General features: G+C 41.3%; 17 protein-coding genes. 15 read left to right on the top strand and 2 right to left on the bottom strand.

All coding sequences use genetic code 11. The annotated features are described in order from the left end of the window. Window positions 1–46 precede the first annotated feature (46 nt). The 8 genes from ACTHRG_RS10605 to ACTHRG_RS10570 all read left to right on the top strand — a co-directional run bounded on the left by ACTHRG_RS10605 (window position 47) and on the right by ACTHRG_RS10570 (window position 9,488). Complete coding sequence (locus ACTHRG_RS10605; RefSeq protein ID WP_076259149.1) at window positions 47–2,161, top strand: glycoside hydrolase family 3 protein; 2,115 nt, start codon at window positions 47–49, stop codon at window positions 2,159–2,161. Between the two features lie 81 nt (window positions 2,162–2,242). Then, window positions 2,243–3,502, top strand: coding sequence for an exo-beta-N-acetylmuramidase NamZ family protein (locus tag ACTHRG_RS10600; protein ID WP_076259152.1), 1,260 nt, complete (start codon window positions 2,243–2,245; stop codon window positions 3,500–3,502). 143 nt (window positions 3,503–3,645) lie between these two features. Then, a complete protein-coding gene (gene nagE, locus ACTHRG_RS10595; RefSeq protein WP_440231163.1) occupies window positions 3,646–5,025 on the top strand; it encodes an N-acetylglucosamine-specific PTS transporter subunit IIBC in 1,380 nt (459 codons plus the stop codon). A 167-nt stretch (window positions 5,026–5,192) separates the two neighbouring features. Next, window positions 5,193–5,336 (top strand): hypothetical protein, encoded by a 144-nt coding sequence (locus ACTHRG_RS10590; RefSeq protein WP_175609111.1) that lies wholly within the window; start codon window positions 5,193–5,195, stop codon window positions 5,334–5,336. A gap of 145 nt (window positions 5,337–5,481) precedes the next feature. Continuing rightward, entirely contained in the window at window positions 5,482–5,889 is a 408-nt protein-coding gene (locus ACTHRG_RS10585) for a hypothetical protein (protein ID WP_286148686.1), read from the top strand. A 226-nt stretch (window positions 5,890–6,115) separates the two neighbouring features. After that, entirely contained in the window at window positions 6,116–6,991 is an 876-nt protein-coding gene (locus ACTHRG_RS10580; RefSeq protein ID WP_076259159.1) for a carbon-nitrogen hydrolase family protein, read from the top strand. A 3-nt stretch (window positions 6,992–6,994) separates the two neighbouring features. Next, on the top strand, window positions 6,995–7,672 hold the full coding sequence (locus ACTHRG_RS10575; RefSeq protein ID WP_076259163.1) for a GNAT family N-acetyltransferase: 678 nt from the start codon (window positions 6,995–6,997) through the stop codon (window positions 7,670–7,672). Window positions 7,673–8,129: 457 nt separating this feature from the next. Next, window positions 8,130–9,488: an LVIVD repeat-containing protein gene (locus ACTHRG_RS10570; protein ID WP_076259165.1), complete on the top strand. Its 1,359-nt coding sequence runs from the start codon at window positions 8,130–8,132 to the stop codon at window positions 9,486–9,488. A 107-nt stretch (window positions 9,489–9,595) separates the two neighbouring features. Here the strand turns inward: ACTHRG_RS10570 and ACTHRG_RS10565 are convergent, their stop codons facing one another. Further along, the gene (locus ACTHRG_RS10565) at window positions 9,596–10,150 is read right to left on the bottom strand and encodes a hypothetical protein (protein WP_076259167.1); all 555 of its coding nucleotides are present in this window, start codon (window positions 10,148–10,150) and stop codon (window positions 9,596–9,598) included. 90 nt (window positions 10,151–10,240) lie between these two features. Between ACTHRG_RS10565 and ACTHRG_RS10560 the strand changes: the two genes are divergently transcribed. From ACTHRG_RS10560 to ACTHRG_RS10540, 5 genes are all read left to right on the top strand, one after another. Beyond that, window positions 10,241–10,828, top strand: a complete 588-nt coding sequence (locus tag ACTHRG_RS10560; RefSeq protein ID WP_076259169.1) for a TetR/AcrR family transcriptional regulator — start codon at window positions 10,241–10,243, stop codon at window positions 10,826–10,828. Between the two features lie 153 nt (window positions 10,829–10,981). Beyond that, window positions 10,982–13,948 carry a formate dehydrogenase subunit alpha gene (gene fdhF / locus ACTHRG_RS10555; RefSeq protein ID WP_440231162.1) on the top strand — a complete coding sequence of 989 codons (2,967 nt, stop codon included), beginning with the start codon at window positions 10,982–10,984 and terminating at the stop codon, window positions 13,946–13,948. Beyond that, window positions 13,941–14,507 (top strand): DUF1641 domain-containing protein, encoded by a 567-nt coding sequence (locus ACTHRG_RS10550; RefSeq protein ID WP_076259174.1) that lies wholly within the window; start codon window positions 13,941–13,943, stop codon window positions 14,505–14,507. The genes fdhF and ACTHRG_RS10550 overlap by 8 nt, the downstream gene beginning before the upstream one ends. Before the next feature lie 224 nt (window positions 14,508–14,731). Beyond that, window positions 14,732–15,637 (top strand): HD-GYP domain-containing protein, encoded by a 906-nt coding sequence (locus ACTHRG_RS10545; RefSeq protein WP_076259176.1) that lies wholly within the window; start codon window positions 14,732–14,734, stop codon window positions 15,635–15,637. Window positions 15,638–15,650: 13 nt separating this feature from the next. Then, window positions 15,651–15,971 (top strand): 8-amino-7-oxononanoate synthase, encoded by a 321-nt coding sequence (locus ACTHRG_RS10540; protein ID WP_076259178.1) that lies wholly within the window; start codon window positions 15,651–15,653, stop codon window positions 15,969–15,971. Window positions 15,972–16,084: 113 nt separating this feature from the next. Here ACTHRG_RS10540 and fdhD read toward each other — a convergent pair whose 3' ends face one another. Then, window positions 16,085–16,879: a formate dehydrogenase accessory sulfurtransferase FdhD gene (gene fdhD / locus ACTHRG_RS10535; protein WP_076259181.1), complete on the bottom strand. Its 795-nt coding sequence runs from the start codon at window positions 16,877–16,879 to the stop codon at window positions 16,085–16,087. Window positions 16,880–17,056: 177 nt separating this feature from the next. Between fdhD and ACTHRG_RS10530 the strand changes: the two genes are divergently transcribed. Further along, complete coding sequence (locus ACTHRG_RS10530; RefSeq protein WP_035329572.1) at window positions 17,057–17,416, top strand: DUF2294 domain-containing protein; 360 nt, start codon at window positions 17,057–17,059, stop codon at window positions 17,414–17,416. Window positions 17,417–17,731: 315 nt separating this feature from the next. Continuing rightward, window positions 17,732–19,039 (top strand): coiled-coil domain-containing protein, encoded by a 1,308-nt coding sequence (locus tag ACTHRG_RS10525; protein WP_083675353.1) that lies wholly within the window; start codon window positions 17,732–17,734, stop codon window positions 19,037–19,039. Window positions 19,040–19,249: the final 210 nt, after the last annotated feature.

Raw genomic sequence — 19,249 nt, 5'->3', positions numbered from 1 at the left:
GTAAAAAGTAAGCTCATATGAAAAAGCAGTAAGGACGGTGGAAGAAATGGGTAAAGTCAGCAAAGTAATGTGTATTTTCCTTCTCACAATTACACTTGCCGTTTCGCAATTATGGATGGGAGGAACCTTGAAAAACGCATCAGCAGAAAGTACAGCTAAAGATTTAATACTCCTGGAGAATGTACCCCAGGTCAGCACGGAAATCAGTGGAGATGCATTTCAATTTAAAGCGCTTCATGTATTTAAAGAAGGACATTTCATGGGAGTTTCTGAGGGGTTGAAATGGAAGTCCAGCAATAAAACGGTTGCAGCAGTTGATCAGTCAGGGAATATCACTTTAAGAGGGAAGCCCGGAAAAACCTTCATCAGTGTAACAGATGGAGTATATAAGGACCGTATCGCACTTCAAATAAAACCTGACCATAAAAAGGGCAGCAAAGGCAAGCCTGCTTTTATAGTGAAAATCATGAAAGAGCATGGGAAACGGTATGACCTCATCAGCCGGGCAGTGAAAAATATGTCCATTGAAGAGAAGGTAGGCCAGATGCTGATGCCGGATTTCCGCAACTGGAAGGGACAAAATGTCACTAAAATGCTGCCGGAAATAGAAAAGCTGGTTAAAGATTATCATCTTGGCGGGGTCATATTATTCCGTGAAAATGTGGTGACAACTGAACAGACTGCCACATTGGTTTCGGATTATCAGAAAGCTGCCGATAAATTCGGCTTATTGATGACGATTGACCAGGAAGGCGGAATTGTTACACGTCTTCAATCAGGAACTGACATGCCTGGCAATATGGCGTTAGGGGCCGCCCGTTCTGAAGAAATTTCCCGCAAGGTCGGCAAGGCGATCGGGGAGGAGCTTTCATCACTCGGTATTAATATGAACTTTGCACCTGTCATGGATGTAAATAATAATCCCGACAATCCGGTAATTGGCGTTCGTTCATTTGGGGAGGACCCGCAGCTTGTTGCTGACTTGGGTGTTGCTTATACTGAAGGACTGCAATCAGCAGGTGTTGCTGCTACTGCAAAGCATTTTCCCGGACATGGAGATACAGCAGTAGACTCACATCTTGGATTGCCTGAAGTGCCTCATGATAAAGAACGTCTAAAGGAAGTTGAATTGTATCCTTTCCAAAAGGGAATGGAAGCAGGAGTGGATGCCATCATGACTGCGCATGTTACCTTCCCTAAGATTGATGACACGAAAGCAATCTCGAAAAAAACAGGTGAAGAAATCGCCGTACCGGCCACTCTTTCCCATAAAGTGCTGACAGAACTTATGCGTAAAGAAATGGGATATGAAGGTGTCATTACAACAGATGCAATGAATATGAACGCTATCGCTGAACACTTTGGACCAGTTGACGCCGCTATTCGGGCAGTTAAAGCTGGAACAGATATTGTGCTGATGCCTGTTGGACTCGAAGAAGTTGCAGAAGGGCTACTGAATGCAGTGGAGAATGGAGAAATCTCGGAAAAACGCATTGAATCATCAGTTGAGCGGATTTTAACACTGAAAATAAAGCGGGGAATTGTGAAAGAAGAGACACCGCAGCCGATTGATGAAAAAATTGCAAAGGCTCTTGACGTAGTTGGATCAGAAGAACATAAACAAATAGAAAAAGAAGCAGCAGAACGTTCCATTACAATGGTAAAAAATGAAGGAGATGCACTGCCATTACAAGTATCTCCTGAAGATCATATTGTTGTCGTTGGAAATACGTATATTACAGACTTAAAGAACGCAGTGGGCAAGTTTCATGCAAACACAACGGTCATCCAGACCTCAAGCTATGTATTAACGGAAGAGCAGAAGGAACAAATCAGGAATGCCAGTGCAGTTATTGTGGGCTCCTATACGTATAATGTATCAGGACGCTCACCAGACAGCGCACAGATGAAAATGGTTAATTCCATCATTGCTGAATCAGAAGCTCCAGTTATTTCGGTTGGCATCCGTAACCCATATGACATCATGGCCTACCCGGAAGTTGATGCTTACATTGCACAATATGGCTTCAGAACGGCGAGCTTTGATGCAGCAGCAGGTGTTATCTTTGGCCAGATTAATCCTTCAGGCAAACTGCCAGTAACAATTCCGGGTACAGATGGCAACGTACTATATGAATTTGGGTATGGATTGAGCTATTAGGATGAGGCATAAAAAATAGAATGGGTACATGCAGGTTTAGTTCTTGCATGTACCTATCCTTAACCTGGGAGGGGAAAAATAATGAAGAAATGGTTTATGGGTTTTTTGACAATGATTCTCGTACTCTCTTCTTTAACTGTTGTGCTCGCAGATAACGGCAATGGCAAAGGAAAAGGCAAGAAAAAGAAATTCGAGCTTGGTGTTGAAGTTCTTTTAGATGAAAACAAGGACCTCATAGAAGGAAAAAAAGTTGGTTTAATTACAAACCCGACTGGGGTCGACCAGAATTTAAACAGCATTGTGGATATTCTGCACAATGATCCGGACGTGGAGTTAACTGCATTATATGGTCCGGAGCATGGAGTCCGTGGGAGTGCGCAGGCGGGAGAGTATGTTGAGTATTATATCGATGATAAGACAGGGCTTCCTGTTTACAGCTTATACGGAAAAACCAAAAAGCCTACACCTGAAATGCTCGAAAATATTGATGTGCTTCTATTTGATATCCAGGATGTCGGAACACGTTTTTACACGTATATTTACACTATGGCTTACGCGATGGAAGCAGCAAAAGAAAACAATATCCCATTCATCGTGCTGGACAGGCCTAATCCTCAAGGCGGAACAAAGGTTGAAGGTCCGGTCCTTGATATGGAGTATTCCTCTTTTGTGGGGAATTACCCGATTCCGCTTCGCCATGGGATGACTGTAGGTGAACTGGCCGAATTGTTTAATGAAGAATTTGAAATTGGTGCAGATTTAACTGTTATCAAAATGAATGGCTGGAAGCGCAATATGTACTACGATGACACCAGACTTCCGTTTGTTATGCCGTCTCCTAACATGCCAACCCTGGAAACAGCTTTAGTATATCCAGGAGCGGCATTAATTGAAGGGACGAACGTTTCTGAAGGACGCGGGACAACAAAGCCATTTGAATTGATTGGAGCTCCATTTATCAATTCTGATGATTTGGCAGGACATTTGAACAGTCTTGAACTTCCCGGGGTAGCCTTCAGAGCTGCATCATTTACACCAAGCTTCTCCAAGCATGCAGGAAAGCTTTCTCATGGGATCCAGATTCATGTTACACATCGCGATGCATTCAAGCCTGTCGAGACTGGACTTCATATCGTGAAGGCAATCCATGATATGTATCCGGAGGACTTCGAATTCCGTGCAGAGAACAGTGCAGGCATTTCATTCTTTGACAACCTGATGGGTAATGGCTGGGTCCGTGAAGCGATTGAGGAAGGAAAGTCAGTTGAAGAAATTTCCTCCAAATGGCAGAAAGACTTAAAACAATTCAAAAAGACACGTGAAGAATATTTACTCTATTAAACTCGGAGAAAAGAACCTGGCGGCATAATGGGCCAGGTTCTTTTTTTATGATATGGAGGGTCGGCCGAATACCGGTGCCTTGTACTGAATTAAAATGCCTGTTCATATTATGTAATAATCCATGGAGAAAGAGGTGTGTGAAAATGCTGGGGTTTTTACAGAAGATTGGCAAGTCTTTAATGCTGCCGATTGCAGTTATGCCTGCTGCTGCACTTTTGCTGAGGCTGGGACAGGATGACCTTTTAGGGATTCCATTTATATCTGCAGCCGGGAATGCTGTTTTCGGACATTTGGCTCTCTTGTTTGCCATTGGAATTGCCATCGGTTTTTCAAAGGATGGAAGCGGGGCAGCTGCCCTTGCTGGAGCGGTGGGTTATTTTGTACTGACTGAAGGTGCAGCTGCCATAAACGAAACGGTCAATATGGGTGTTTTTGGCGGGATCATTTCCGGTATTATTGCAGGGCTATTATACAATAAATATCATGATATTAAGCTGCCGGAATGGCTTGGTTTCTTTGGGGGAAAACGGTTTGTGCCGATCATCACTTCACTCGTTATGATCGTTATTGCCTTTTTGTTCGGGTATGTGTGGCCGCCGGTACAGGCAGGCATTAACAGTGTCGGCGATTGGATAATCGGTGCAGGTGCAGCGGGTGTCGGGGTCTTCGGATTCCTGAACCGTCTATTAATTCCGGTTGGTCTCCATCATATACTGAACACACTTGTCTGGTTTGAATTTGGCGAGTTTACCAATGCAGCAGGGGATGTTATCAAAGGAGATTTATGGCGCTTTCTTGCTAAGGATTCATCTGCAGGTATCTTTATGACAGGCTTCTTTCCTATCATGATGTTTGGGCTGCCTGGTGCAGCTTTGGCCATGGTTGCCGCTGCAAAGAAGGAAAGAAGGAAAGCAGTGGCAGGGGCGATGGCCGGACTCGCATTTACTTCCTTCCTGACCGGTATTACAGAGCCGATTGAATTTCTGTTTATGTTCTTATCACCGGTTCTATATTTAATTCATGCTGCTTTGACAGGTCTGGCTATGTCCCTTACCTATGTCCTGGATATTCATCATGGTTTCGGGTTCTCGGCAGGCGCCCTCGATTATATACTAAACTTTGGAATAGCTCAGAAGCCGGTTCTGCTGGCCGGGATAGGTCTCCTTTATGCCCTTCTGTATTTTGCAATTTTCTATTTCCTGATCAAGAAACTGGATTTGAAAACACCTGGAAGGGAAGATGAAATTGAAGGAGAATTTGAAGGGAATAATGCCCTAAAGGGAAAATATGCTGAAGCAGCAGTTGCTTACTTGGAAGTATTGGGCGGTAAAGAAAACATTGAAGAAATCGATAATTGTGTTACCCGCCTTCGTTTAAGGGTAAAAGATATGTCTCTTGTTGATGAAGGGCAATTAAAAAAGCTGAGAGCAAAAGGAGTCATCAAACTCAGCAAAACCAGTCTGCAGGTCATTGTGGGGACGGATGTAGAATTTCTTTCAAATGAAATGAAGAAGAAACTATAAAATCAGTAATCTGGCTCTGATGAAGAGTCAGATTTTTTTCTCAAGTTGAGATGGACAAGTGCCAATTTTTGCAATACCGGGATATGTGTGTATGCATGTCCAAGTTTGGAACATACGATGAAAACGTAAGGGTACCCATATTATTTGAATAAAAGGGGGGACGTCGTATGAATGGAACATTAACACCGTTAATTGTGCTAGGATTAGTCATTTTATGGGTTTTGGCAAGACTTATTTCACCGTGTTTAGCTGACAGACTTAGGGATAAAATTTGTTACCTTTTAGGTTGTCAAGCTCCTCAAAATAGTTAAAAAGTTGAGTCCTTTGAAACCCTGGTAATTGTCCAGGGTTTTTCAATGTGTTTTCCATCGTTCTGCATTTTTTTGTATGTTTGTCCATTCCATTTATTGAGCTTCTGCATAATATAGGATAGAAACTATGAAAGGCGGGCTAATTATGGACGAACCTGCTAAAGGTAAAGATGCATTTGAGGATTCGGATCATCTGGAAAAGCTGGCAGCTGGACTTCTGAAAGACGGACAGACTATAGATTTTAATTCATTATTGAGTTTGGCCGGTAAAATTATTAATGATGATTCTTTACTGAATCTGTCAGAAGGTTTAAAAGTGGATGAGGAAGAAGCTGCTGGTGATGAAATCAGCGAAAATGGAGACATCGAATACGTAAATAAACAAATGGCATCTTTAAGAGCTGAGCTGATAACTCTCAAAAAAGAGGTCAGTGAATTAAAAAAACAAAACGAATCCCTGATTGGCATTTATATGAGACTGGTTAAAGCGGCAAATCAAGATTTTCAAAAAGGTGTCGGGCTCATTACAGGATTAAGCAAGCTAATAAAATAAGAGCATTAAAGCATTGCTTTAACCAAGTGATGCTTTTTTGTTTAACATCTTACTTTATTAGTTGAATAAACTCCTAATGGAAAAAAGGTTAGTTAAATAAAATACTGTGAAATAAAAAATTTCGAAATCCGCTAAAAAAGTATTGTGCAAGGCAGGAAAATCATTGATAATCTTTTAAAGATAGAGTGATACTCATCTATACATTTTTCTGATGAGGGGGAGTACATTGAAAATTCGTGTATCCGCTGTGCAGTATCATCTGCATACCATTCGTTCATTTGAAGAGTTTGCAAACCAATGTGAGCATTATATTAAAACTGCCCAGGAGTTTGGGTCTGAGTTTGTTTTATTTCCTGAATTTTTCACGACACAGCTTTTATCCATTGGAAGCGAGCAGGGAACAAGTCTGACCATTAACGAACTGCCTGGTTTTACTGAACAATATAAAAACCTATTTTCCAATTTTGCTAAACAAACAAACATGCATATAATCGGCGGTACACACGTTATTAACAGAGATGGACGCCTTTATAATGTGGCACATTTATTTTATCCGGATGGGCGGATTGAAGAACAGGCAAAACTGCATATCACGCCTACTGAAGTCCATGAGTGGAATATGTCACCTGGAGAAGGCCTTCGTGTATTCGATACAGTTAAAGGCAGAATAGCCATTCTGACGTGCTATGACATTGAGTTTCCGGAAATTGTCCGTATGGCAAAAGCCAAGGGAGCAGATGTTATTTTCTGCCCTTCCTGTACAGACGACCGTCATGGGTTCCACCGTGTCCGCTATACAAGTCATGCCAGAGCAATTGAGAATCAGGTATATGTTGTGGTTACAGGAACAATTGGCTCCCTGCCTACTGTCGATTTTATGCGTGCCAATTTCGGGCAGGCAGCCGTCATTACACCGAATGATATTCCATTTCCGCCTAAGGGGATTATGGTGGAAGGCGAGCTGAATGACGATATGATTGTGACTGCCGATCTTGACCTTAGCCTTTTATATGAAGTCCGTGAGCGCGGTTCGGTTACGACATGGCGGGACCGAAGAACAGATCTGTATGTAGACTGGGAAAAAGAAAATATCGAAGGATAGCATATGGCATATCGAAGCGAATTTTTTGTGTTTGACGGGGATAAGCCGGTGCCGGCTGTAATCAGAAATTATACGAAAGAGGATTTTGATCAGTTAATAGACATTCAGGCGGAATGCTTTCCGCCGCCTTTTCCTTCAGATTTATGGTGGAATCGTGAACAGCTCGCTAACCATGTAGAACTTTTTCCGGAGGGTGCACTTTGTATTGAGGCTGATGGAGTATTGGCAGGGTCCTTAACCGGGCTGATTGTTGATTTTGATCCTTCACATCCAAAGCATACATGGGAAGAAATAACCGACGGCGGTTATATACGCAATCATAAACCTCAAGGCAATACATTATATATTGTCGATATCAGTGTCCGGCCTCGTTACCGTAAACTAGGTCTTGGCAAACTTTTGATGCAGTCTATGTATCAGACTGTCATAAACCTGGGACTTGATCGATTGCTAGGTGGAGGACGGATGCCCGGCTACCATAAATACGCCCATGAAATGTCAGCCGAGGGCTATATCCAGCAACTGATCGACGGAAAAAAGAAGGATCCGGTCATTACATTTTTGCTGAGATGCGGAAGGACACCGCTTTGTGTTGCAGAAAATTATTTAGAAGATGAAGAATCACTTAATTATGGAGCCTTGATGGAATGGAAGAATCCTTTTAAGAATATGCGTTTATAATTCGGCAAGAAGCCCTTTTTTGAAGGGCTTTTTAATTTGAAGTTTAGCGGGCACACTGAAAAGGTAAAGAATATTATAATGATGTTCAAACCGAAATGAGGGATCCGTTAATGGTTGTAAAAAGAATAATTAAAGCTTTTATAGTAAAACAAGGTGCAACTATAGTAAAGAAGTATGTTGTTCCGGCAGTAAAAAGAAAGCTGAAAAGCAGGAGATAAATTGCTGCAGGCATCTTCCATTGGGAGGTGTTTTTTTTGGGACAAAAAAAATATATTACTCCTTGTAAACTAGTGATATAGAAGGGAACAGAATTTGTCTTATTATGTAGAAATAATAGGAAAAATTGCAGATATTAAAAATTCTGAATTTTCTTTAATATAGAAACTGCAGTATTTCGGGACGCTTAAATTCTAAAGTTTTCCGATTACATAGGCAACACAAATAAGGAGGAATAAATTTGACAAAGAAAATCCTGATTAAAACAGCATTAGCAGGGGCGCTTGTACTCTCTGCCGGAGGGACAACTGCATTTGCACATGATGAGTTCAGTGGAGGTATTGAAAAAGGCGATAGTCTGGCCGGTATCGAATTAGCGGTTCCATTGCTTGAAGGAAGCAAGAATACAGGTAATCTTCAAGAAGTGGCTGCTGTTCCCCTGAAAGAAGTTAAAGAGGGGGTACAAAATTCATCGGGTGATGTTTATGCGCATAAAGGCTTTGCTTATGTAGGCACACATACAAAAAATGGCGGAGAAGGCGGTGTCCGCGTATTTGATATGAAAGATCCTTCAAATCCTGTGGAAGTGTCGTCATTTGCTCACCTTCCAGGCACTTGGCAGGAAAAAGTGATTGTGAAAACGGTGAATACAAAGCATTTCAAAGGGGACTTAGCCGCAGTCAGCGTTCAAAAGGTCGACCGCACCAACCCTGATGCAAAGGGAGGATTTGTATTATATGATGTAACAAATCCAAGGGAACCGAAAGAGCTGGGGTTCTGGGAGGATACTTCCGGTGCGAGAGGAACACATGAACTTTACCTGACAGTACAGGGGAATAACGTTTATGTGCTGACAGCAAACTGCTATGCAGATCTTTACTCTCATGGTGAGAAAATGGATGTTAATATTGTTGACGTTTCAAAACCATCGGCACCTGAAACCATCTATGAATTTAATCCGCGCAATTATATTCCTGAAGTAAGTGATGAGAATTATGACGGGTATAATTGGACTGATGAAGAAGGAGTTAAAAGGGCAGCATTTGCACATAGCGTCAAAACAGATGGAACCGGGAAAACAGCTTTCCTCTCCTACTGGGATTTAGGAACAATCATGCTTGATATCAGTGATGCCAAAAATCCGGTATACCTTGGCAGAACTGATTTTGCCAATGATGTTCAAGGAGCTGCCCATTCAATGGATTTAGCAAAAGGCGGGAATGTCCTTATTGAAACAAGGGAGGTATTCGGACCTACTAGAGAGGGCTTTGAGAGTGCCTATGGGTACACCATGATTTATGATATTAAAGATAAAACAAATCCAAAGCTGCTAAGTACGTTTAGAACGGATTTCACTGAGAAGATTCCTGGCGGTGCGACGGTCCACGATCCTAAGGTGCAGGGGAACACATTGTACCTCTCCCATTATGCTGGCGGAGTAAGGACAGTAGACATTACTGATCCATCTAATCCCGAGGAAATTGGTGTCTATATTCCAAGCAAATCTAATATTTGGGGTGTATTCGTAGATCGCAATTATGTACTTGCATCTGATATGGGTTCCGGCCTTAAAGTTCTGCAGAAGAACGGAAGCCATTAATGCCAAAAACAGGAGTTCTCTAAAGAAGGCTCCTGTTTTTTTATTTTGTTAAATAAAGGTTTTGTTAGATGTGAACCTAAGTTTAAACATAAGTTATCAATTCAATTCTAAATTACAGAGTTATTTTCAGCTTTCCCTTTTCGCGGCCAAACTGTATAGCTGAAGCTGATGGCAAAATCGATTGCAAGAACCAATGTCCACATTTTTATTAATCCCCGCAGGTTTTCTGTTTGCTCTGGATTTCCTATGAAGAGGATCATGGCAAATAATAATGCCAGACCAATGATCCATGCGAGGAGATGTCTGTACCACCCATTTCTTTCTCTCCTGGCATGTTCACTGCCGTACTTTGAAGGCTTTACCGGTTTAGTGCCATTTCCAAACTTATAGGCAAATCTTTCATCAGCCCATTGAACCATCTGTTTACCGTATGCGACGGTGATACCGATATAAATTGCCGCGATGCCATGGAAAATGCTGGCTTCGGCCCCTCTGTGCAAATCAATTGCAGTTGCTGCGATTAGAATCAAATCAATCAAAGGTGTGCAAAGCAAAAGCAGACTGCCTAATGTTTTTTTTCTCAAAATATATCTTGCCGTTAAACCTGCAGCAACGAAAACCCAAAACCCAATCTCACAGGCGATTATCAGCCAGCCGATCATAAAATCCACATCCCTTTTTAATACACTTGTGTTATAAAAAGTAATATAACACAAGTGTATTAAAAAAGCAATTGGTGCTATACTATATTTATGCCTAAAAAAGTTGATCATGAAAAACAAAAACATATTTTAGCAAAAGCAGCATGGCGGGTGATTAAAAAGGAGGGTATTGAAGGAGCTTCCGTCCGGAAGATAGCAGAGGAAGCAGGTTTATCACCAGGTTCACTGCGTCACTACTTTTCAAATCAAAGTGAGTTATTGGCTTATTCTATGAACTTAGTTTCAGAAAGGGTGAAAATAAGAATTCAGAATGCACCATTTACAGAAGATCATTTTGAAAATATGATACTGGTGCTTGGCGAGCTGCTTCCTTTAGATGAAGAACGGAGATTGGAAATGGAAGTCTGGATAGCATTTAATATTAAAGCTCTTGTTGACCCGAATCTTGCAGAACTCAGCAGCCGTGTATACGATGAAATGAAGGAAGGCATCCGAAAAGTCATTGAGGGGCTGAAGTTATTGGGTATATCCAGGTCTGATTTGAAAGCTGCAGAAGAGGTGGAACGACTTTATGCCCTGATTGATGGCCTCGCTCTCCATGCTGTGATGAAGCCTGATCTATTTACTGAAAGTAAAATGAAAGGGATTATTAGAACTCATTTGTTATCATTATGTTAAAAATGAATCCTATAAAAACAGCTGAAAATTCAGCTGTTTTTTCTTTTGTCTTTTTTTAAGAATGCAAGGGCATAGCATCCAATATCATTAACTAAACGTTTAACTTTTTCCTGCAAGGGTACTGAAAACCAAAGAAACTGATTCATTGAAAGGATGATAGATTTGCCGCCATCACTCAATATAAAGATAAATGGTATAGAAATGAAGGCAGAACAGGATCAAACCGTTTTGCAGTTATTAAATGACAGCTCGATCGAAATTCCTCAGGTCTGCTTCCATCCCAGCCTGGGAGCAATAGAAACCTGTGATGCCTGCATTGTTTCCGTGAATGGAGAACTTGTGCGGTCATGCTCCACGAAAATTAAAGATGGAGACGTAATCGATACGGTGGAACCTGATGTAAAATTGGCGCAGACCATTGCCATGGATAAAATTCTCTTTAATCATGAGCTGTATTGTACGGTTTGTGATTATAACAATGGGGGATGTGAAGTACATAATACGGTTAAGGCGATGAAAATCAATCATCAAAGCATCCCGTTTGATCATAAGCCATATGAAAAGGATGAATCTCATCCATTTTACAGATATGACCCGGATCAGTGCATTCTTTGCGGCAGATGTGTGGAAGCCTGTCAGGATGTCCAGGTTACTGAAACCCTAACAATTGATTGGGAGAGACAGAGACCAAGAGTTATCTGGGATAATGATGTGCCTATTAACGAGTCCTCCTGTGTTTCCTGTGGACACTGCTCCACTGTTTGTCCGTGCAATGCCATGATGGAAAAGGGGATGGAAGGCGAAGCAGGGTTTCTGACTGGCATAGCCAAAAACACCCTTCGTCCAATGATTGAAATCACTAAAAATGTTGAAACAGGATATGGCTCCATCCTGGCGATTTCCGATATGGAAGCTGCTATGCGGGAAGAGAAAATAAAAAAGACCAAAACCGTCTGCACATATTGCGGGGTCGGCTGCAGCTTTGACGTATGGACAAAAGGCCGGAAAATCTTGAAGGTTGAGCCTCAGGCAGAAGCGCCCGCCAATGGCATTTCTACCTGTGTAAAAGGGAAATTTGGCTGGGATTTTGTAAATAGTGAGGAACGTTTAACCAAACCGCTAATCAGGGAAGGCGATTCATTCCGTGAAGCAGAATGGGACGAAGCTCTGGACCTGATTGCCCGGAAATTTACAGAAATCAAAGAACAGCATGGCCCTGATGCGCTAAGCTTTATTACCTCCTCTAAATGCACCAATGAAGAATCGTATCTCATGCAGAAGCTTGGCAGGGCGGTTATAGGAACGAACAATATTGATAATTGTTCAAGATATTGCCAGACTCCTGCAACGGTAGGCTTATTCCGGACTGTTGGATATGGCGGCGATGCAGGTTCTATAGAAGATATTAAAAACTCCGAATTAGTGCTGATAATCGGCTCCAATACATCGGAATCCCACCCGGTTCTTTCCACCAGGGTGAAACGATCCCAGAAGCTTAACGGCCAGAAAGTTATCGTGGCTGACTTGAGGGAACACGAAATGGCAGAGCGTTCTGATCTGTTTGTGCGCCCTAGAGCCGGTACTGATATGGTATGGCTTTCTGCCATTACGAAATACATCATAGATCAGGGATGGGCAGATGAGAAGTTTCTGCAGGAAAAAGTAAACGGTCTGGAAGAATTTACAGCAAATCTGGAGAAATATACACTTGAATTTGCTGAAGAAACAACCGGTATATCCAGAGATAATCTTATCAAAATGGCAGAAATGATTCATGAAGCCGATAGTGTTTCTGCATTATGGGCTATGGGTGTCACACAGCATCTGGGAGGCAGTGATACAAGTACAGCCATTTCAAATCTCTTGCTTGTAACCGGCAATTACGCCAAGCCTGGTGCAGGTGCATATCCTTTGAGAGGCCATAACAATGTGCAGGGGGCAGGAGATTTTGGAAGCAGTCCTGATAATTTGCCTGGTTACCAAAAGGTATCAGATCCTGATGTGAGGAAGAAGTTCGCAAATGCCTGGGGTGTAAACCTTCCTGAAAAAGCCGGAATGAATAATCACGAGATGGTAGAAGGAGTTCATGAGGGGCAGCTGAAAGCGATGTATCTGAAGGGCGAAGATATGGGGCTTGTGGATTCAAACATCAATTATGTGCAGGCTGCATTTGAGAAGCTTGATTTCTTTGTTGTCCAGGATATCTTCCTATCCCGTACAGCTGAGTTTGCAGATGTTGTTCTCCCGGCAAGCCCAAGCCTGGAAAAGGAAGGAACATTCACGAACACAGAAAGAAGAATCCAGCGTCTATATCAGGCGTTTGAGCCCCTTGGAGATTCAAAGCCGGATTGGCAAATCATCATTGAAATTGCCAACCGCCTTGGCGCAGGCTGGACGTATAAACATCCAAGCGAAGTAATGGCCGAAGCAGCTAAGCTTATGCCTCTATACGCTGGCGTTACCTATGATAGATTGGAAGGATATAATAGTCTGCAATGGCCTGTCGCTGAGGACGGAACTGACACTCCACTCCTCTATACGGATGGCTTCCCATTCCCGGATGGCAAGGCAAGACTCTATCCGGTGGATTGGACTCCTGCTCTTGAATTCCCGGCGGAATATGATATCCATGTCAATAATGGCCGTCTTCTGGAGCATTTCCATGAAGGGAATATGACATATAAGTCAAAAGGAATCAGCTCTAAAACACCGGAAGTGTTCCTAGAGGTATCACCTGAGCTGGCAAAGGAGCGGGGCTTGAAAGACGGCACGCTTGTTCGCCTGACTTCACCCTATGGCAATGTTAAAGTTAAATGCCATATAACGGACAGGGTTAAAGGAAAGGAAGTTTACCTTCCTATGAATGATAGAGGAGAAGCGGCCATAAATTTATTAACAAGCAGCTATGCCGACAAGGATACCGATACACCGGCATATAAGGAAACAAAGGTAAAGCTCGAAATTCTGAGTGAAGAAGGCAGCAATCCGCTTCCTAGAATTAATCACCGCTATGGCAATCCGCAGCCGCAAATAGGTGTAAATGTCCAAAAGAAATGGGAAAGGAAAGATTATATTTTCCCGGGAGAATTGGTGAAAAAGGAGCGGAAGCAGCATGGCTAAAGCGATTAATAACATTAAGCGTTTTAAGTTGACACCTGAGGATAAACGAAAAAAAGACCTGGAAGAAGTGGAGAATGCCCTTATAGAAAATAAGGAACCCATACTTGAGCTTCTGACAGCGGTCGGACATATGCATGACCGGGGAGTCCTCTCATTATTGAATGGCCTGTTTGGACAGGGAGATAAAGTTTTAAATGTCCTTGTTAAAGCCTTAGACAAACCAGAAGCTACAAATACAATAAAAAACCTGCTTCTTATGGTTGGAACCCTCGGTACTATAAATGTCCAGCAGCTTGAACCCTTGCTCTTAAAATTAAATTCAGGTATTGCAAGAGTGGCTGATTATAAAGAAACCGACGAAAAAACAAGCTACTTTGATCTGGTAAGGGCACTGAAAGATCCGGAAGTCAATCGGGCAGTTACCCTTCTGATCACCTTCTTAAAAGGAATGGGCGAAGATACAAGCGCCATGGAAAGGAACACCCAGCTTCCAGAAGATCAGAAATTACACAAAATGGAGAATAACGAAAGTGATGTTCCTCCCAATAAAAGAGAATGACAGTAAGCCAGTGACCGTTATACGGGTCACTGGCTTTTATTATGGAATAAAACACAAATAGGTATATAGACTCAAATTTTTACAATATTATCTTATAAACCAAAAATATAGCAGAATTTTGTGGAAAAATGGAAAATCATGTACTAGAATTGCAATAAGGATAGATAAATAGGTGAACCCAATACATACATCATTTGAGAAGGTATTAGAAAGAGGGTAATTAAGTGGGCATCATAAATGAAGGTAGTTTCATTGAAACAGTCCACATGAAAGGGTTGCAAATCTCCCTGATTGCTTCGGGGGATGGGACAGAAGTTATTTATCATAGGCTGGAGCCAGATGCAAGGTGGGGGCTGGAACCATTAGAAGGCGGTGAAACGCTGGAATATCTTCAAATGCTTTCCGGTGAACTGCTATTAAAAGATTCTAATGGAGAAAAAACGCTAAGATCTGGTGACTCGTTTCAAAGATGTCCTGTAACTGAACATCATATTTTTCAATCAATAGGTCAATCTGAATTTTTATATGTAACATCTAGTCCAGTTTTTCATTACTACAGCAGAGTGACAAATGAATTAAGTGAATTGGTCATATCAATTGAAGAGAAAGATGGATATACAAGCGAACATTGCGATAGAATTACAAAAATGTCAATGCTCATGGCTGAGGCACTTGGTTTAAATTCCCGGCAAATTTTAAAACTTAACCTTGCTGCATTTTTGCATGATATAGGAAAAGTAAAGGTTCCAATAGACATTCTTCAAAAACCGGGTAAATTAACTTCTGATGAGTGGGAGTTAATGAAACAGCATTCGACGTTTGGACGCGAAATATTGCAAGAAACAGGTCTGCCGAGTTTGATAGAAGCAGGCGAAGTGGTAGAGCAGCATCATGAAAGATATGATGGCACTGGATACCCAAAAGGACTTAAAGGGGATGAAATTGCAATAGAGGCTGCCATTATTTCTGTTGTAGATTCATTTGATGCAATGACTACTGATCGAGTTTATCAGAAAGGCAGAAGTATACATGAAGCAATAGATGAACTTAAACAAAATCGGGGTACCATGTACAATCCAGAGATCGTTGATACATTTATTAAGATAAAAGAAAAATTAGTAAAAATTTAAAGGGGGAATAATAATGAAGAAAGCAGCAATTGTTTTATTAAGTTTGATGTTATTACATGTATTCAACGTGAAGACGTCGGAGGCTGCATATTTACCTGAATATGATAAATATGTAGAAGTATCGTATGAAGAAGCAAGGTATATAGCTGATTTAATGGGGTTGCAGGACTATGAATTAGGTGAAGAAACAGCAAGATTGTCATTTGAATTGCAGGAAGGATTAATAGCAAAGATTGAGAAAGTCCTGAGAACGGAAATTGACCATTATTACATCTGGTTAACCGTGGATGGCGAAACGGTTCTGGGTATAGATCCTCCACATCCAATGTTTTAGGGGAAAGCAAGTTAAAGCATAAGCTTTGACTTGCTTTTTTTCCTGTACTAATGGCAAAAAGGTGTGATGAAACAAAAAATAAATAGATCCCAAAATTAATTGGGACACCTCTATTAAACGTTCTTCTCAAAAACTATTCTCTCAGGATGAGAATAAACGTTAAAAGACTGACCGCGAATAAAGCCAACTGCTGTAATATTTAAGTCTTCTGCCAGCTTGATGGCTAAATCAGTAGGTGCTGATTTTGATAGAATGATGCCAACTCCAATTTTTGCGGCCTTAAGGAGAACTTCAGATGAGATTCTGCCGCTGAATGCAATGACTTTATCCCTTACAGGAATCCTGTTCTCAATGCAATACCCAAGGATTTTATCCAGAGCATTATGGCGGCCAATGTCTGTTCTGCTGAGGATCATTTCCTCTGCAGAAAATAATGCCGCATTATGCACTCCGCCTGTTTCATGAAAAGTCGTGCTGCCATCCTGAAGCTGCTGCATAAATGAAATGCACCTGTTGGGAGTCAGGGTCAGCTTTGATGTAGATGTTCTGGCTGTCCTTGCATCGTTATGAAAGTAAAATTGCCTGCTTTTTCCGCAGCATGAACCGATAAATCGTTTAGAGTGAAACTCATGGCTTGCTGTATTAGTTTGAGTATGTAGTTCCACATAAGCAAATCCCTTGTTTTCATCTATTTGAATCCTCTTTATTTCCTCATATCTTCTAATAAATCCTTCAGAAGCCAAAAAGCCAATTGTCAATTCGCGAATGTTCGAAGGGCTGCAGACCATCGTTGCGAACTCTTCTCCGTTGAGGTGAATTGTGAGCGGATGTTCAGAAACAATAGAATCTTCTGCTTCCTGCAGGACATCATTCTCAAATCTGACAATTTTTCTGCTGCTAATATCCATAATACTTCCTCCTAGAACCTTTCGACTAACAAAATATTAGCATATAATTTCAGTAATACAAGAAATTAAGATTGTATGGTTTGACAATTATTGTATTAATTGATTAACTTATTAAAGTGTATACGGACTTGTATAAATGAGATTATACATGAAATATGGGTATATGAGGGCTGGAATATGAACAAATATGAAGCTGAATTCAGTAACTTAGTGCGCTCCTTCCGGAAAAAACATATGGGTAAAGGACCAAGCAAGGTCAGGACTACGTTCTGCAAAAATTGGGCTATATGTGAAATGGAAGGGAATTTATCTCCTGTGGAAAAATTTATAGCGAGTGCAGACGAAGGGAAGCAGATGCTACGGGCTGCAAGAACAGAGATGGTCAAGGAAATGTATAAAAAGAATAGGCCGGCAGAAATGGAAGATTTTTTGCAGGCAAGGTTAATAGACCTTTTTGTGGATATTGATATAGAACGGGATTTTGGAATGTCAGTATTTGTATTTGATCAGGACATTCAAAGCAAGTTTATGGAATAAAAAGACTGAAATCTGGAAGAAATATTCTGGATTCCAGTCTTTTTTAATTTTTTGGTATCCTTCTTACAACTCACAATCGATTCCTTTGTTGTGTAAAATAGGGAATTATGTCACATAAGAATGGCGAAAAAAGGGGTTTAATGTCACGTTTGAAATGTTTTTGTAATATTACTCTAACAAGTCTGTTAAATAATGATGGTATAATCCTCCATGGAAAGACAAATTTACTAGAGACAAAACTGAAAAGGTATACATAGATAAATAGTTTGATATACGGCTGTTTAATAGACCGAGTACATATTAGAAAGCAGGGTAATGACTTTGAAAAAAAGGCTCCTCGTTTTAAATACGACAATTATTCTTGGGCTTGGAAGTGCTTTTTCAATCCCGGGTGTAAATGCTGAATCAATTAATAAGCTCGAAAATCAAAAAAGCCAAATCCAGCAGCAGCGCTCTAACTTACAGGCTACACTGGCTGAAGCTGATAAGGAACTGGTAAGTGTACTTGAAGAAATTGCAGAGTTAAATGCTAAAATTACTAAAGTTGAAAAAGCAATTGAAGATAATAATAAATTAATAGCAGAAACGGAAACTAATATTGCCAGCACAAAAGCCGAAGTAGATCAACTGAAGGAAGAAATGGCGATCATCCAGGAAAGAATTGAAAAGAGAAGTGCTATCCTGAAGCAGCGTGCACAATCTTTCCAGGAAAGCGGCGGAACGGTTGCATACCTGGATGTTCTTCTTGGTGCTTCCAGTTTCAGTGATTTCGTTGACCGTGTCGGAGCAGTAACTACATTTGTTCAGGCAGACAAACAATTACTGGAAGAACAGGAACAGGATAAAAAAGCTTTTGAAGAAAAGAAGGCTTTAGTGGAAGAAGAGCTAGCAGGATTAACAAGCATGATGACTGAGTTAAAGGGCATGCAGGCTACTATGGAAGGGCAGAAACAGCAAAATAGCTCATTAATCCAGCAGTTAAAAGAAAAGGAAAACTCTATTGCTGATAAAAAGGCAAAGCTGCAGAGTGAAGATGTTAAATATGCATCATTGATTGCTCAAATCGAACAAAGCATTGCGGCGCAGTCAGCACCGGCAGATCAATCTGTACCGGCAGCCCAGTCAGTGGCTTCAGCACCATCAGGCTCAGCTGCTGTGAATAAGCAAAAACCTGCTGCCCAAACAACAAAAGGTTCCAGCACGTCTGCTCCCAAGCCAAGCGTTAATGGCGGAAGCGCAATCAGCATTGTTACGACTGCAGGCAATAAATATATCGGTAATTCTGTTTATGTGTTTGGCGGCGGCAGAAATGCTTATGATATCGCAAATGGAAGATTTGATTGCTCAGGCTTTGTACACTGGTCATTCTCCCAGGCAGGAATCAGTGTAGGAGCAAGCACAGATTCTCTTAAATTTGCCGGACGCCAGGTTTCATCAAGCGAGATGAGAGCGGGAGACCTTGTTTTCTTTGATACCTACAAAAGGGACGGACATGTAGGCATTTACCTCGGCGGCGGTAAATTTATCGGTTCCCAAAGCTCTACAGGTGTTGCGATTGCAAATATGTCAAGCGGCTATTGGAAGACTAAGTTTAACGGCCGTGTTGTACGCGTGATAGAATAGTAAAATGACCCTGACTTTCATGTGAAAACGTGGAAGTCAGTTTTTTTTGTTTTGATCCTATCTGAGTCAGAGGTAGAACCAGGTTCGAACCCAAATTATCGGATTTGCTCTTTCTGAGTCTTAAGTTACTTCTAGTTCGGACTCAGTTTACAAGATTTCCTCTATTTGAGTCAGAAGCTGCTCCAAGGTCGGGCTCAATCTCCTAGATTC

This window comes from Cytobacillus sp. SAFR-174, assembly GCF_051964675.1.
GTDB lineage: Bacteria > Bacillota > Bacilli > Bacillales > Cytobacillaceae > Cytobacillus.
Note: the sequence above shows the minus strand (reverse complement) of the source record. Positions and strands in the feature narration are given on the sequence as shown.